Annotated in this window: 17 protein-coding genes; 4 read left to right on the forward strand and 13 right to left on the reverse strand. The window is 65.9% G+C overall.

Annotation, left to right across the window (positions count from 1 at the left end):
- Window positions 1-10 precede the first annotated feature (10 nt).
- The 9 genes from SAMIE_RS07930 to SAMIE_RS07970 all read right to left on the reverse strand — a co-directional run bounded on the left by SAMIE_RS07930 (window position 11) and on the right by SAMIE_RS07970 (window position 6,742).
- Window positions 11-1,246, reverse strand: coding sequence for an NADH-quinone oxidoreductase subunit D (locus SAMIE_RS07930; RefSeq protein ID WP_066697234.1), 1,236 nt, complete (start codon window positions 1,244-1,246; stop codon window positions 11-13).
- Window positions 1,246-2,022, reverse strand: coding sequence for an NADH-quinone oxidoreductase subunit C (locus SAMIE_RS07935; protein WP_066697236.1), 777 nt, complete (start codon window positions 2,020-2,022; stop codon window positions 1,246-1,248). Before SAMIE_RS07935 ends, SAMIE_RS07930 begins: the two co-directional genes overlap by 1 nt.
- Window position 2,023: 1 nt before the next feature.
- Complete coding sequence (locus SAMIE_RS07940) at window positions 2,024-2,578, reverse strand: NuoB/complex I 20 kDa subunit family protein (RefSeq protein WP_083952370.1); 555 nt, start codon at window positions 2,576-2,578, stop codon at window positions 2,024-2,026.
- Window positions 2,569-2,943, reverse strand: coding sequence for an NADH-quinone oxidoreductase subunit A (locus SAMIE_RS07945; protein WP_031297954.1), 375 nt, complete (start codon window positions 2,941-2,943; stop codon window positions 2,569-2,571). The genes SAMIE_RS07940 and SAMIE_RS07945 overlap by 10 nt, the downstream gene beginning before the upstream one ends.
- A gap of 125 nt (window positions 2,944-3,068) precedes the next feature.
- Window positions 3,069-3,884 carry an inositol monophosphatase family protein gene (locus SAMIE_RS07950; protein WP_066697241.1) on the reverse strand — a complete coding sequence of 272 codons (816 nt, stop codon included), beginning with the start codon at window positions 3,882-3,884 and terminating at the stop codon, window positions 3,069-3,071.
- A gap of 49 nt (window positions 3,885-3,933) precedes the next feature.
- Window positions 3,934-4,308: a hypothetical protein gene (locus SAMIE_RS07955; protein WP_066697244.1), complete on the reverse strand. Its 375-nt coding sequence runs from the start codon at window positions 4,306-4,308 to the stop codon at window positions 3,934-3,936.
- Window positions 4,308-4,871, reverse strand: coding sequence for an elongation factor P (gene efp, locus SAMIE_RS07960; protein WP_066697247.1), 564 nt, complete (start codon window positions 4,869-4,871; stop codon window positions 4,308-4,310). The genes SAMIE_RS07955 and efp overlap by 1 nt, the downstream gene beginning before the upstream one ends.
- Before the next feature lie 216 nt (window positions 4,872-5,087).
- Complete coding sequence (locus SAMIE_RS07965; protein ID WP_066697249.1) at window positions 5,088-5,651, reverse strand: M23 family metallopeptidase; 564 nt, start codon at window positions 5,649-5,651, stop codon at window positions 5,088-5,090.
- Window positions 5,648-6,742, reverse strand: coding sequence for a L,D-transpeptidase family protein (locus SAMIE_RS07970; protein WP_232037397.1), 1,095 nt, complete (start codon window positions 6,740-6,742; stop codon window positions 5,648-5,650). The genes SAMIE_RS07965 and SAMIE_RS07970 overlap by 4 nt, the downstream gene beginning before the upstream one ends.
- A gap of 22 nt (window positions 6,743-6,764) precedes the next feature.
- Here SAMIE_RS07970 and SAMIE_RS07975 point away from each other — a divergent pair, with 22 nt between their 5' ends.
- Together SAMIE_RS07975 and purC are read left to right on the forward strand one after the other, a co-directional pair.
- Window positions 6,765-8,162, forward strand: a complete 1,398-nt coding sequence (locus SAMIE_RS07975) for an aminotransferase class V-fold PLP-dependent enzyme (protein ID WP_232037398.1) — start codon at window positions 6,765-6,767, stop codon at window positions 8,160-8,162.
- Between the two features lie 126 nt (window positions 8,163-8,288).
- A complete protein-coding gene (gene purC, locus SAMIE_RS07980; protein ID WP_066697251.1) occupies window positions 8,289-9,071 on the forward strand; it encodes a phosphoribosylaminoimidazolesuccinocarboxamide synthase in 783 nt (260 codons plus the stop codon).
- A gap of 34 nt (window positions 9,072-9,105) precedes the next feature.
- Here the strand turns inward: purC and SAMIE_RS07985 are convergent, their stop codons facing one another.
- Entirely contained in the window at window positions 9,106-9,858 is a 753-nt protein-coding gene (locus tag SAMIE_RS07985) for a sulfite exporter TauE/SafE family protein (protein WP_066697253.1), read from the reverse strand.
- 156 nt (window positions 9,859-10,014) lie between these two features.
- Here SAMIE_RS07985 and purS point away from each other — a divergent pair, with 156 nt between their 5' ends.
- The gene (gene purS, locus SAMIE_RS07990) at window positions 10,015-10,248 is read left to right on the forward strand and encodes a phosphoribosylformylglycinamidine synthase subunit PurS (RefSeq protein ID WP_066697255.1); all 234 of its coding nucleotides are present in this window, start codon (window positions 10,015-10,017) and stop codon (window positions 10,246-10,248) included.
- 3 nt (window positions 10,249-10,251) lie between these two features.
- A complete protein-coding gene (gene purQ / locus SAMIE_RS07995) occupies window positions 10,252-10,926 on the forward strand; it encodes a phosphoribosylformylglycinamidine synthase subunit PurQ (RefSeq protein WP_066697258.1) in 675 nt (224 codons plus the stop codon).
- Window positions 10,927-10,953: 27 nt separating this feature from the next.
- On the opposite strand, the gene SAMIE_RS08000 is transcribed toward purQ, so the two are convergent.
- From SAMIE_RS08000 to wecC, 3 genes are all read right to left on the reverse strand, one after another.
- Window positions 10,954-13,062 (reverse strand): GumC family protein, encoded by a 2,109-nt coding sequence (locus tag SAMIE_RS08000; protein WP_083952371.1) that lies wholly within the window; start codon window positions 13,060-13,062, stop codon window positions 10,954-10,956.
- Entirely contained in the window at window positions 13,059-13,763 is a 705-nt protein-coding gene (locus tag SAMIE_RS08005; RefSeq protein WP_066697260.1) for a polysaccharide biosynthesis/export family protein, read from the reverse strand. Before SAMIE_RS08005 ends, SAMIE_RS08000 begins: the two co-directional genes overlap by 4 nt.
- Window positions 13,764-13,865: 102 nt before the next feature.
- Window positions 13,866-15,161, reverse strand: coding sequence for a UDP-N-acetyl-D-mannosamine dehydrogenase (gene wecC, locus SAMIE_RS08010; RefSeq protein WP_066697263.1), 1,296 nt, complete (start codon window positions 15,159-15,161; stop codon window positions 13,866-13,868).
- Between the last annotated feature and the right edge of the window lie 38 nt (window positions 15,162-15,199).

Consider the following 15,199-nt stretch of genomic DNA (forward strand, 5'->3'; position numbering starts at 1 on the left):
ACAACCCCCCTCACCGGTCACACTCCCCGAACACGATGTCCATCGCGCCCAGAACGGCGGTGGTGTCGGCGAGCATGTGGCCCTTCATCATGAAGTCCATCGCCTGCAGGTGCGAGAAGGCCGTGGGGCGGATCTTGCAGCGATAGGGTTTGTTGCTGCCATCGCTGACCAGATAGACGCCGAATTCGCCCTTGGGGCTTTCGGTCGCGACATAGACTTCGCCGGCGGGCACATGGAAGCCCTCGGTGTAAAGTTTGAAGTGGTGGATCAGCGCTTCCATCGAGCGCTTCATCTCGCCGCGCTTGGGCGGCACCACCTTGCGGTCGAAGCTGGCGATCGGGCCTTCGGGCATTTCGTTGAGGCACTGCTTCATGATCCGCGCGGACTGACGGACTTCCTCGACACGGACCATGAAGCGGTCGTAGCAGTCGAAATTGGTGCCGACCGGAACGTCGAACTCCATCCGGTCATAGACGTCATAGGGCTGCGCCTTGCGAATGTCCCACGGAATACCACTGCCCCGGATCATCGGGCCGGAGAAGCCCCATTTCAGCGCGTCTTCCTTCGAGCAGACGGCAATGTCGACGTTACGCTGCTTGAAGATGCGGTTGTCGGCGACGAGGCTGATCGCGTCCTCGAACAGGCGCGGCAGGCGCGTGTCGAGCCAGTCGGCGATGTCGGTCAAGAGCTTGAGCGGCACATCCTGATGCACGCCGCCGGGGCGGAAATATGCGCTGTGCATACGGGCCCCCGAGGCGCGCTCGAAGAAGTTGAGGCAGTCCTCGCGGATCTCGAACAACCACAGGTTCGGCGTCATCGCGCCCACGTCCATGACGTGCGACCCGAGGTTCAGCATATGATTACAGATGCGCGTCAATTCCGCGAAGAACACGCGCAGATATTGCGCGCGCAGTGGCACTTCCAGATTGAGCAGCTTCTCGACCGCCAGCACATAGCTGTGCTCCATGCCGAGCGGCGAGCAATAGTCGAGCCGGTCGAAATAGGGCAGCGCCTGCAGATAGGTCTTGTATTCGATCAGCTTTTCGGTGCCGCGATGCAGCAGGCCGACATGCGGATCGCAGCGCTCGACGATCTCGCCGTCCAGTTCCATGACGAGGCGAAGGACGCCGTGCGCCGCAGGATGCTGCGGGCCGAAGTTGATCGTGTAGTTCTGGATGTCGGTATCGCCCGGCGTAGGGTCGCTGGCGTTGATCGTGTGATCCAGTTTTTCCATATAGTCGGACATCAGGCCTTGTCCCCCGACTTTTCGTTCGCCTTGCTGTCGGTCGGCTCACCCGCGCCGCTGATGCCGGGCTTGTCGGTGGTCTTTGGCGTTGGAGCCTTCTCTCCACCCTTGGGTGCAGCCGAAGGCGGCGGCGGAGCAGCCACGGGCGACGGCGCGCCCGGAGCCTGCGGCGCCTTTTCGTCGCCGGGCAGAATATATTCCGCGCCTTCCCATGGACTCATGAAATCGAAGCTGCGGAAGTCCTGCGCCAGCTTCACCGGCTCATAGACCACGCGCTTGTCCTCTTCGGAATAGCGCAGTTCGACATAGCCGGTCAGCGGGAAGTCCTTGCGCTGCGGATGCCCCTTGAACCCGTAGTCGGTCAGGATGCGGCGCAGGTCGGTATTGCCGTCGAACAGCACGCCATACATGTCGAACACCTCGCGCTCCAGCCAGCCGGCGACCGGCCAGATGTGCGTGACGGTAGGAACGGGCGTATCCTCGTCGGTCGTCACCTTGATGCGGACGCGATGGTTCCGCGTGACGCTGAGCAGGTGATAGCAGACCTCGAACCGTTCGGCCCGGTCGGGATAGTCGACGCCAGCGATTTCCATGAGCTGCTGATATTGCGCGCGGTCGCGCAGCAGCGTCATAGCGTCGGCCAGGCTTTCGCGAACCACGGTGAAGCTGAATTCGTCCGCCGCATGAACGGTTTCGATCAGCATCGGTCCCAGCAGGCCGCCGATTTCCTCGGCGATACCGTCCACGGTCGCGATCTTCGGTGCGGAATGGCCCATATCAGCGCTCAATCGTCCCGATACGGCGGATCTTCCGCTGCAACTGCATCACGCCGTAGAGCAGCGCTTCGGCAGTCGGAGGGCAACCGGGCACATAGATGTCGACCGGCACGATGCGGTCGCAGCCGCGCACGACAGAATAGCTATAGTGGTAATAGCCGCCGCCATTGGCGCAACTGCCCATCGAAATCACATATTTCGGATTGGACATCTGATCGTAGACCTTACGCAGCGCAGGGGCCATCTTGTTGCAGAGCGTGCCCGCCACGATCATCACGTCCGACTGGCGCGGCGACGCGCGCGGGGCGGCGCCGAACCGTTCCATGTCATAACGCGGCATGTTGACGTGGATCATTTCCACCGCGCAGCAGGCAAGGCCGAAGGTCATCCACCAGAGCGACCCGGTGCGCGCCCACTGGAACAGTTCCTCGGTCGAGGTGACGAGGAAGCCCTTGTCGCTGACTTCGCCGTTGAGCGAATCGAAGAAGGCCTGGTCAGGCTGCGTCCCGGCCGGCAGCATCGTGCCGGGGGCGGGCGTCGTGAGTTCTACTCCCAATCGAGTGCTCCCTTCTTCCACGCATAGACGAGGCCGAGCACCAGCTCCGCTATGAAGATCATCATCGTCGCCCAGCCGGCCCAGCCGATCTGGTCGAGGCTCACTGCCCAGGGAAACAGGAACGCCGCTTCAAGATCGAAGATGATGAAGAGAATGGCGACCAGATAGAAGCGCACGTCGAACTGGCTGCGCGGCTCTTCGAACGCGGGGAAGCCGCATTCATATTCGCTGAGCTTGGCCGGATCGGGCTGGTGCGCGCCGGTCAGCCTACCCACCAGCATCGGCAGGAACACGAACGTGCCGGAGAGCAGCAAGGCAATCCCGAGAAAGATCAGGATCGGCAGATATTGGGCTAGATCGACCAACGGTATCCCCTGGGCGAAAGGTTGTGGCCGCGCTTTAGGCCTGCCGCATGTGCGAAGCAAGGCCCGAGGGCGGTGAGAATGAATCTCAACACACTGTTGCGATTACAGGCTGCGGTTCAGTTATCTCACCGCAACGCGCCAGCAACCAGCTTGTGCAATTTGGAATGAATGGCGTCGTTTCCGGCAATGACTTCCCTGCGCTCGATCATCTGGTCGCTGCCGCGGAAATCGCTGGTAAAACCGCCCGCTTCGCGGACGAGCAGCAGGCCCGCCGCCACGTCCCATGGCTGGAGGCCGCTTTCCCAGAAGCCGTCATAGCGCCCCGACGCCACATGAGCGAGATCGAGCGCCGCAGCGCCGAAGCGGCGGATGCCCGCGACCGAAGGCGCGACCGCGCCGAAGATGCGCGTCCATTGCGCCATGTCGCCATGCCCCATGAACGGGATGCCCGTGGCGATCAGGCAATCGCCCAGATCGCGGCGCGACGACACACGCAGCCGCTGGTCGTGACGCCACGCGCCCCGGCTCTTTTCCGCCCAGTAGCTTTCGTCGGTGACGGGCTGATAGATGAGACCGGTCGTCACCTCCCGCTTCTGCCCACCAAAGAGCGGCTCCTCGACCGCGATCGAGATGGCGAAGTGCGGGATACCGTGAAGGAAGTTGGTGGTGCCGTCGAGCGGGTCGATGATCCAGCGCGGCTTGCTGGGATCGCCCGCGATCTCCCCGCCCTCTTCCAGCAGGAAGCCCCAGTCCGGCCGCGCCTTCTGCAATTCCTCCACCAGCGTGCGTTCCGCCTGCTGGTCGGCCTTCGACACGAAGTCGGCCGGCCCCTTCCGGCTGACCTGAAGATGCTCGACCTCGCCGAAGTCGCGGCGGAGCTTCGATCCCGCCTTGCGGGCGGCGCGTTCCATGACGGTGAGAAGGCCGGAGTGCGATACCATTATTATGTCTCCATCCTCCGCCGGGCGGCGAAGGGGCTTTGTGGAAAGGTCAGCGGCTGCGCGGCTGCTGATTGGGGGCGGGCTTCGCGCCAGCGGGCGGCGCGGCGCTGCCGCCGGGGCGCAGGCCACACACGCCGGCCATGACGGTCAGCACCTTGTTAGGGTCTTTCGGGTCGAGCTTGTTCCCGGCCAGCACTCGGGCGGTCGACTCGCTCACCTTGCCGAAAGGATTTTCGTAGAGGCAGGCGAACAGGACATTCTTGACCGGCTCGTCCACATCCTTCGATTGCAGCGCGCTCATCAGCACCTTGAGGTGAAAGGCCGCGGTTTCCAGTTGCGCCTTTGCGGGCGCAGCCGGTCCGGCGGCGATGGCGGGCGCCGACAGGGCGGCGGCCGCGATCAGGAACGCGCTGCGGGCGATCATCAGTCGGCCCGCTTCACATATTCGCGTTCGTAGACATCGACCACGATGCGCGTGCCGGTGACGATGTGCGGCGGCACCATGACGCGCACGCCATTGTCGAGGATCGCGGGCTTGTAGCTGGCGGAAGCGGTCTGTCCCTTCACCACCGCGTCGGCCTCCACCACGGTCGCCTCGACCGTTTCGGGGAGCTGGACGCTGATCGGGCGCTCGTCATACATTTCGAGCATGACCATCATCCCGTCCTGAAGAAAGGCGGAAGCCTCCCCCACCAGATCCTGCGGCAGATTGATCTGCTCATAGGTTTCGGTGTCCATGAAGACGAGCATGTCGCCTTCGGCGTAGAGATACTGGAAATCCTTGGTGTCGAGGCGGATGCGCTCGACCGTTTCCGCCGAACGGAAGCGGACGTTGTTCTTGCGCCCGTCGATCAGGTTCTTGAGTTCCACCTGCATATAGGCGCCACCCTTGCCGGGCTGGGTGTGCTGGATCTTGACGGCGCGCCACAGGCCACCTTCATATTCGATGTTGTTGCCGGGACGGATGTCCACGCCGCTGATCTTCATGGGAAGAGCCTGCCTATATGTCTGATGGTGGAAAAGAGCCGGCCTCGCGGTGAGGCTGGGCGCGCGTTTACAGCGGCGCAGGCCGAAGGGCAAGGGGGCAGGCCCACCGCTTAGCTTCGCATATTTCCCGCAAGTTTTGACATTAGATTTCCTATGACGGACATCTTCTTGCGTCAGACCTGTGATAATAGGCTGCCCCGCAACCCATAGGACAGGTCAGCGCGCGGTGAGCAGGGGCCAGGGATTGACCGCCCGCCCGCCATGCCACGGGTCGCCCTTCGCCATCACATGCACCGCGAAATGGAGGTGCGGCGCGGACGGGTCGGCGTTGCCGGTGCTGCCCACCGTCGCGATCCGCTGGCCGCGTTTCAGCATCGCGCCTTCGCGCAGGCCGGGCGCGTAGCCGTCGAGATGGGCGTAGTAGAAGGACAGCCGGCCATCGGGCGAGCGCTGGTAGAGCGTCCGGCCGCCCGCCTCGCTCCAGAAGATCTTCTCGACCGGCCCGTCGCTGGCCGCCAGCACGGCGGTGCCGCGCGGCGCGAGGATGTCGATGGCGTCGTGGCGGCGCGCTCCGGCCGCCCGTGATTGGGAGAAGGTATCGGTCAGCGCGGACGGCGGCACGCCCTCCACCGGCACGAGCAATGGGCCGGGTCCGACAGGGGCGTGCCGCTCCCGCTCCTTCGATGGCGCGTCAGCGGGCAGGAAGCGCACGCAGAAGCGCAGGAACGCGACGCAGAGCAGCAGCGCCAGCGCGACGCTGCCCCACAGCCGCCACCTCATGCCTGGAATTTCGCCTTGATGCCTGCCTTCACCATCTGGGCAAGGCGGGCGGCGTCCCAGTTGGTCAGGCGGATGCAGCCATGGCTTTCGGTGCGGCCGATTGTCTGCGGCTCGGGGGTGCCGTGGATGCCGTAATGATCCTTCGATATGTCGATCCACACCACGCCGACCGGCCCGTTGGGTCCGGGCTTCAGCACCGCCTTCTCATCCTTGGACGAAGCGTCCCAGAACAGGTCCGGGTTATAGTGGAAATCGGGATTGCGGCTGACACCCCTGATCGTCCATTCGCCCAGCGGCAGCGGGTCATGGTCCGACCCGGTGGTGACGGGAAACTGCGCGATCAGTCTGTTGTCCGCGTCATAGACTTTCAGCAGCCCCTCGGATTTGTCCACGACCAGATGATCGGCCTGCGGCTGGTCCTTCGCGACGCCGAGGCCCGCGAGCGTTTCGCCCCAGCCGCGCTCGTCGCCTTCGATCCGGGCGATGGGCTGGTTCGCGACGGCAGGCACGCGGATGGTGGTCCCCGCCCCGACCTTCGTGCCGGGCGGATTGAGCGCGACCAGCGTTTCGGGCGTCGTGTGGAACCGCTCGGCGAGCTTCTCCAGCAGATTGCGGTAGGTCAGGGCGGGCAGCTTCGCCTGTTCGTTCAGTCCTTTAGGCACATTGAAGAAAGGGCCGCGCGCGAAGCCTTCGGGAATGCGCACCAGCCAGCTTGTCGGGTTATCCTGCCCGGCGAGCAACGCCTGCGCCGTCTTCCGGTCATATTCGCCGGTCACGGGAAGGCCGTTGGCGTCCTGAAAACCGCGCAGCGCCGCCTTGAAGCTCATGCCGTCCCTGCCGTCGATCACGCCGGGCGAAAAGCCGCGCCGGTCAAGCGAGACCTGCGCCTGAAGGATGGGATTGGGCGCGGGAGCCTTGCCCGCCTCCTCCTGCACCATCTGGAAATCATAGTCGCTGCTGGTCCGCGCGCCCGCCTGCGCCTCCGTCCGTTCGGCGGTGGCGGGCCGGTCGGCGGCGCTGTTATTTGCTTCCGTCACCGACACGTTGCAGGCTCCGCACAGCAGGGCGGCAAGCAGGATCGTGTTTTTCAAGGCATCTTCTCCCATCCGGTCGATGCGCAAACGCATCAATCGGACAAAAGCTGCCTGCGACGCCTTGCGAACGGTGGATTTGCGCGGCTCCATCGTTGAGCAGGAAGGCGGCATCCTGCCGCATCCTGCCGGGGAGATGCCGATGCTCGACCGCCGTTCCTTCATGGGCAGCGCCGCTGCCGCCTCCCTCGCCGCCCCCGCTGCGGCGCAGGCGCTCGCCAGCGTGCCGCTGCCCGCCCCTGCCCTGCATGACAGCAGGCCCGACGCCTATTGGGCGGCGCTGCGCAAACAGTTCCTGATCCCGGCGGACGTGGTGAACCTCAATGTCGGGACGGTCGGTTCCTCGCCCCGCCCGGTGCTCAAGGCCATATTCGACGGGTTCGAGACGACCGAGCAGATGACGCAGGCGGGGTCGGAGGATTATCCGATCTGGGGTTACGGATCGTGGGACGAATATCGCAAGCCCTTCGCCGGCTTCATGGGCGCGAAGGTCGAGCAGATGGCGATCCTGCGCAACTGCACGGAGGCGAACAGCTACGTCGCCAACGGTTTCGACATGAAGCCGGGCGACGAAGTGCTCATCAGCGACGAGGAGCATGGATCGGGCGAAATGCCCTGGATGCTGCGGCAGCGGCGCTATGGCGTGGCGGTGAAGAAATTCGCGATGCCCAAACCGCCGAAGGACGCGGCTGACATTCTCAATCGCATCAACGACGCGATCACGCCGCGCACGCGCATCATCTTTGTCAGCCATATCAGCACCGCCACCGGCGTCATCCTGCCCGCGAAGGAAATCGCGGCGCTCGCCCGGTCGAAAGGGATCATATCCGCCTTCGACGGCGCCCATGCGCCGGGGATGATAAAGGTCGATCTCAACGATATAGGATGCGATCTTTACACCGGTTCGATGCACAAATGGCTGTTCGCGACCAAAGGGACGGGTTTCCTCTACCTGCGCGACAGGGGCGTGATGGACCGCGTGTGGAACACCATTGCGACCGGCGGCTACGACGACCCCGCGCGGATGGCGGACCGCTATATGCAGATCGGTTCGTCCTGTATCCCGACCCTCATGGGTCTGAACGCCGCGGTCGAGTTCGCCAAAGGGATCGGCATGGACCGGATCGAGGCGCGCAACCGCAGCCTTGCCGACTATATCCATGCCGAAATGATGAAGCGGGGCGCGGAAAGCTGGACATCGCCCGATCCGGCGCTGCGCGGCGGGATCGCGACCGTCAACGTGCCACCGGTGCAGCGCATGGAGTTGCAGGACTGGCTGTGGACCAACCACAAGGTGCGCGTGCGCGGCGGCAATCCCAGCAAGCTGCGCCTCGCGACGGCCTATTTCCTGAGCAAAGCCGACATCGACCGCTTCCTCGACCTGTTCGACGCGTTCCGCCGGATGAAGGGTATCGCCTGACGGCTTCGTTGCACGCCGTGCCACTTTGTTCTATGGGCCGCGCTGACAGCCCCGGCACCCGCTGATCCTTCCCGATTCGCGTTTGCCGGGGCGCATTGTTTTCGACGCAAAGAGACAGGAACGCGCATGGCTCGTCGCCGCCAGATCTACGAAGGCAAGGCCAAGATCCTCTACGAAGGCCCGGAACCCGGCACGATCATCCAGTATTTCAAGGATGACGCAACAGCCTTCAACGCGCAGAAGAAGGGCACGATTTCCGGCAAGGGCGTGCTCAACAACCGCATTTCCGAGCATATCTTCACCCTGCTCGGCCAGATCGGCGTCCCCACCCACTTCATCCGCCGCCTCAACATGCGCGAGCAACTGGTGCGGCAGGTGGAAATCGTCCCGATCGAGGTCGTGGTGCGCAATGTCGCGGCGGGATCGCTCAGCAAGAAGCTGGGGATCGAGGAAGGGACGCAGCTTCCCCGCACCCTCATCGAATATTGCTACAAGGACGACGCGCTGGGCGACCCGCTGGTGTCCGAAGAGCATATCGCCTGCTTCGGCTGGGCCACGCAGGAAGAGATGCACGACATCGCCGACATGGCGATCCGCATCAACGATTTCATGTGCGGCCTGTTTGCGGGCATCGGCATCCGCCTCATCGACTTCAAGCTGGAGTTCGGGCGGCTGTGGGACGGCGACTATAGCCGCGTGATCCTGGCGGACGAGATCAGCCCGGACGGGTGCCGCCTGTGGGACATGAACACCGGCGAAAAGCTGGACAAGGACCGTTTCCGCCGCGATCTGGGCGGCGAAGTCGAAGCCTATCAGGAGGTCGCGCGGCGGCTGGGGCTGATGCCCGAGGGGCTGGACACGACGGTGCTGGACCTCGACACCCACCGCAAGAAGCGGGAAAAGGAATAAGGAAAGGGCCGGCCGCAGCGCCGGCCTTTTCGTTTCAGGCCAGCGTGGCGTCCGCGATCAGCTTCATGCCCAGCAGGATCATGAGGACGTAGATCAGCGTGTAGAAGCGCGCGGCATCGACGCGGCGGACCAGCCGCACCCCCGCAAAGGTCGACAGGACCGCCACCGGCACCAGCATCGCCGTCGCGATCAGATTCGTGCGCGTAAACTCGCCGAGCGCCGCGTAAGCGGGCACCTTCATCCAGTTCATCGCGGCAAAGGCCATCGCCGTCGTGCCGACCAGCATGTCGCGCGGCAGCTTTTTGGGCAGCACCCACATCTGGAACGGCGGCGACCCGGCATGGGCGAGCTGGCTGGTGAAGCCGCTGGCGATACCGAACAGGAAGCCGACCCAGCCGGGCGAACTGGACGGCAGCACCACGGCGCCGCCCCGCTCGATCCACAGCCGCTGGAGGCCGAACAGCACCGATATGACGCCCAGCGCGCCCAGCACGGCGATTTCGGACACGCGCGCCGCGAACAGCCAGCCAAGCGCGATGCCGATCGTCGCGCCGGGCAGCATGACCCGGAGGATGCCCCCGTCCCAGCTCTTGCGGAATGCCCAGACGCCGACTGCGTCCTGAAGGATGAGGATCGGCAGCATGATCGCCGCGCCGCGCACGGGATCGACGCCCAGCGCCATCACCGGCATGGCGAGCGCCCCGATCCCGGCGAAGCCGCCCTTGGCAAGGCCGGAGATGATGACCGCGATCACGGCGCAGACGATGTAGAGGGGATCGGGATGCATGATCCGCCCCCTAGGCCAGATGGCGGGGCAATGGAAAGGGCGGCATGCGGGTCATAATGGCTTGCCTCCAAAGCGCCACGCGCCTAGGGGGTCCGCAATCCCGATCCGACGCGCGCGGCGCGTGATCCATGCCCATTGCCAAGGAGCTTCCTTCCCATGAAAGCCCGCATCTTCGTGACCCTCAAGGGCGGCGTCCTCGACCCGCAGGGCAAGGCGATTCACCATGCGCTCGAAGGCCTCGGCTTTGGCGGCGTCAACGATGTGCGCGCGGGCAAGCTGATTGAACTGGACCTCGCCGACGGCACCAGCGACGAGGACATCGACGCCATGTGCCGCAAGCTGCTGGCCAACACGGTGATCGAAAATTACCGCATCGAAAAGGGCGCCTGAGCCATGAAGAGCGCCGTCATCGTCTTTCCGGGCAGCAATTGCGACCGCGATCTGGCGGTGGCGTTCGAAACCGCGACCGGCAGCAGGCCCGCTATGGTGTGGCACCGCGACACCGAACTGCCCGATGATATCGACCTGATCGGCGTGCCCGGCGGCTTTTCCTATGGCGACTATCTGCGTTCGGGCGCGATGGCGGCGCGATCGCCGGTGATGCAGGCGGTGGCGAAGGCCGCCGAGCGCGGCGCCTATGTTCTGGGCGTGTGCAACGGATTTCAGGTGCTGACCGAAAGCGGGCTGCTGCCCGGCGCGCTGCTGCGCAATGCGGGCGGGCATTTCGTCTGCCGCGATGTCGCGCTGACCGTCGAGAATGCGCAGACCGCCTTCACCAGCCGCTATGAAGCGGGCGAGACGATCCACTATCCGGTCGCGCACCATGACGGCAATTATTTCGCCGACACGCAGACGCTGGACCGGCTGGAAGGCGAAGGGCGCGTGGCGCTGCGTTACGCGGAGAGCGTCAACGGGTCCGCGCGCAACATCGCGGGCATCCTGAACGATGCGGGCAATGTGCTGGGCATGATGCCGCATCCGGAGCGCGTGATCGAACCCGCACAGGGCGGCACGGACGGTCAGCGGCTGTTCCGCGGCCTCGTCGAAAGCCTGATGGCCCGCGCCTGACGGAGTTTGGGCACGCGGCGGGCGGTTTCAGCCGCCGCGATGATAGTCGTAATCGAGCGAGCGGCCCTGCTGTTTGGTGAGGATCGCGCCGATGATCCGCCCTCCGGCGCGCCGCAGCCGCTCCACCGCCGTGCGCAGCCCGCCATGATGGTTGCGGCCCCATTCGACAACCAGCAGGCTGACCTGCGCCTTCGCGCTGAGGAGCAGGGCGTCGTTGACGCCCAGGATCGGCGGAGCGTCGATCAGGACGCTGTCATAGCGGTCCTGCACCTCCGCGAGTAATGCGTCGAACGCGCCGGTTGCGAGCAGCTCCGCCGGATTGGGCGGCATCGCGCCGCAGGACAGGAGCGAAACGCCCGCCTCGCCGGTTTCGACGATTGCCTGCGCGGCGGACGCCTGCCCGGTCAGAACCTCGCTGATGCCGGCCGTGGCGGGAAGTCGGAACAGACGGTGCTGCACGGGCCGCCGCATGTCGCCATCGACCACCAGCACACGCTTGCCAAGGCCCGCGAGCGCCAGCGCCAGCGCGTGAAGCGTCAGCGACTTGCCCTCCCCTTCCTGCGCGCTGGTGACGAGGATGGATCGGGGCAGGCCGTCCGCCGTCGCAAGCTGAAGCGACGCGGCGATCGGGCGGAAGATGTCGGGCGGCGGCGGATTGTCGCCGGTCGCCGGGACCGCACCGATCAGCGGCAGGCCGACGCGCTCGCCGAGCGTATCGCCCGAAGTCACCGCGTCATCGAACACATGCCGCGCGCCGATCAGCAGCAGGCCCAGCGCCAGCCCGGCGAGCGCCGCGAGCGCCAGCGTCTCGCCCACCTTGGGGGAGAAGGGGCGCTCCGGCACGGCGGCGCGGTCGAGCGGCTGGATGCGCCCGGCCTGAAACCCGGCCTGCGACGCCATGTCGCGATAGCGCTGGAGCAGGCTGTCGTGCAGCATGCGGTAGGTGTCGACGGAGCGGCCCATGATGCCGAGTTGCACATCCCGCCCCTGTTCGGTGCGCGCCTGATCCTCGATCTTCGCGATTTCGCGGTCGATCTGCTGTTCGCCCCGCACGGCGACGTCATATTGCGCGCGCATCGAGCTGCGGATGGTTTCGGCCATCGCATCGGCCTGTTCGTCGAGCGCGGCGAGCCGGGCGCGGGCCTCGCGCATTTCGGGGTGCGCATCCTTGCGGAACTGGCGTTCCTCCGCGACCTGCGCCCGCGCCTGCGCCCGGTCGGCGACAATCTGCTGCATCGCGCCGTTGTTCAGCACATCGGGCAGGCTGTCGGCGCTTGCGCCGCGTGCGCTTTCCCAGCGCTTCTGCGCGGCGATGCGTTCGGCGGTGGCCTGCGCGCGGAAGGCGTTGAGCTGGGCCAGCCGCGCGGCGGTGGACCCTTCGGGCGCAGCGAGCGTGGCTGCGCCTCCCTCGCTCACCGGACGGCCGCTATGGGCGGCATAGGTCGCCAGATCCCGCTCCGCCCGCTCCAGATCGCGGCGCGCGCCGTCGAGTTCGCCCAGCAGGAAGCGGCGCGCCTGCACCCCGGCGTCGAATCCACGTTTAAGGTCGGCGCGGATCAGGCTGTCGGCATAGCTGTTGGCTACGCGCGCGGAGAGCACGGGATTGGCGCTGACGAAGCTGATCTCAAGAATGCGGGACTTGCCCGGCAGGCGGACCTCCAGATGGCTGCGCAGCAGATCGACGACGCGCGCCTGTTCGACCTGCCTCTGCGACTGGCCGCCCTTGCCGTCGGCAGGGCGCTTTTCGCCCATGCCGTCGAAGAATGTGGGCGTGCCGACCAGCGCCAGATCGCGCGCGACATCCTCGGCCAGCGCGCGGCTGCGGAGCACTTCGAGTTGCGTCTGCATCAGCGTTTCGGTGTCGCTGGCGCTCATGCGCTGGGCCGGGCCTGCACCGGCGGCTCCGGCGGGCACGTCCTGCACTTCGACCGAGGCGGTCGCGCGGTAATCGGGGGTCGCCATGAGGATCAGCAGCGCGCCGCCCAAAAGGCACAGCGCCATCGCGACGAACAGGATGATGCGGTGACGGCGGATGACCGCCCAGCTCCGGCCCACGAAGCGCGCCACGCGGGCGTTCCACCGCGTTGCGGACGGTTCCAACTCGTCCCGGTCGAGCAAAGGCGCGGCGCTCCTCATCGACCGTCCAGCGCGATGAAGCCGGTGGCGAGCGCCGGAATGGCGATCAGCGCGCCGCCGAGGATCGCTTTCGCGCGCGACAGGCCGACGACGATCCGGTCGCCCGGCAGGATTTCCACATCGTCCGCCCTGCCCCGGCGGATGGCGGCAAGGTCGAACCGCGCCGCCATGCGATGTCCGTCCATCTGGCGCAGGACGACGACCTCGCTGAGCCCGGCCAGTCGTGTCGGTCCCTTCGCCAGCGCGACGGCCTGAAGCAGGGTGAGCCGCCCGTCGACGGGATAGAGGCCCGGCTCGCGCACTTCGCCGTCCAGCGTGATGCGCCGCCCGACCGCCTGCTTGACGAACAGGCTGACCTGCGGGGACACGAGATAGCGTTCGCCCAGCCGCCCGGCGATCACATCGCTTGCCTCCGCGGCGGTGAGGCCCGCCACGGGCACGTCGCCGATCAGGGGCAGGCGCACCATGCCCGCCGCGCTGACCTGCGCATCCTCCAGCGACAGGCCGGGTTCGTGATAGACCTGAATGCGCAGCACATCGTCGGGCACGATGCGGTAATCCATGCCGACGGCGGGCGGCGGCGGAATGAGCGCATAGGCCGCCTCGCCGCGAGGGGCATCCTCCACGGTCGCGCAGCCGCCCATCAGCACCGCCGCCGCGAGCGGGGCAATGCGTAGAGCCTTGTCGATGTTGCGCTTCATCCGCGCTCCCGCCCAGAAATGACCCTGTCGAGCGGGCGGGTTAACGGGAGTGTCGCGGCATGGCAACCGCAACCGGGATGGGCCGATGCCGCGTCCCGGCTGTCAGACCGCCAGACGGTCCGGCGCGGACCATGGCGCGCGACGAGGCTGGTCGGGCCAGATGCCGCGCGTGTCATACACCGCCTTGTCGGCGCGTTCGTCGACGGGAACGGATTTGAACATGTCATGATCGACAAGAATGACGAAAACGCCGCATTGTTCCAGAGCCGTATCGAGATCGGTCAGTTCCGCGCCGGTGCCCGCGAACTCCATCGGCAGGGCGTGGGCATAGGGTTCGACCAGCCTGACGCGGCGACCGTAGCGGCGGGCGAGGCGGGCGGCGACGTTGACCGCCGGGCTTTCGCGGAAATCGTCGATATTCGCCTTGAACGCGAGGCCGAGGCAGGCGACGCTTTCGCCGGGAAACTGGTCGATCAGGTCGGACGCCTTTGCGACGACATGATCGGTCTTGGCGTCATTCACTTCGCGCGCGGTGCGGATGATGCGGGCGTTTTCGGGATCGCCATGGACGATGAACCACGGATCGACGGCGATGCAGTGGCCGCCGACGCCGGGTCCGGGATTGAGGATGTTGACGCGCGGATGCCGGTTGGCGAGGCGGATCACTTCCCACACGTCGATGTCCATATTCTCCGCGATCACCGACAGTTCGTTGGCGAAGGCGATGTTCACGTCGCGGAAGCTGTTTTCGACCAGCTTCACCATTTCGGCGGCGCGTGCGGTGGTGGTGATGCACGCCCCGCGCACGAACTGGCGGTAGAAGCCCAGCGCCTTTCGCGCGCAGCGGGGCGTGATGCCGCCGATGCAGCGGTCATTGTCGATCAGTTCGACGAGGATGCGGCCGGGCAGCACCCGTTCGGGGCAATAGGCGATGGCGATGTCCCCCGCCCCGCCATGTCCGGGCATCTTCAGGTCCGGGCGCAACTGCGCGAAGAGATCGCGCATCGCTTCGGTGGTGCCGACCGGCGAGGTCGATTCGAGGATGACGGTGTCGCCGGCCTTCAGCACCGGGGCGACGGTGCGCGCGGCCTTCAGGACGAAGGAGATGTCGGGCGCGCGATCCTCCGCCACCGGGGTCGGAACGGCGATGATGAAGACGTCGCTTTCCTCCACGGCAAGGCTGGCGCGCAGATTGCCGCGCGCGACCACGCCCTGCACCAGCCCGTCGAGATCGACTTCCTCGATATGGACGCGGCCCGAATTGACCGTTTCCACCACATGCGCGGAGACATCGACGCCGACCACCTGCGCGCCGCCCCGCGCGATCAGCGCGGCGGTGGGAAGGCCGATATAGCCCAGACCGATGACGGAAACCTTCTGCTTGGTATCGACGGGCATGGATCATCCTTGGGCGCACGAATTGAACGCCCTATGCC

The sequence above is a fragment of the Sphingobium amiense genome, from assembly GCF_003967075.1.
Lineage (GTDB): Bacteria > Pseudomonadota > Alphaproteobacteria > Sphingomonadales > Sphingomonadaceae > Sphingobium > Sphingobium amiense.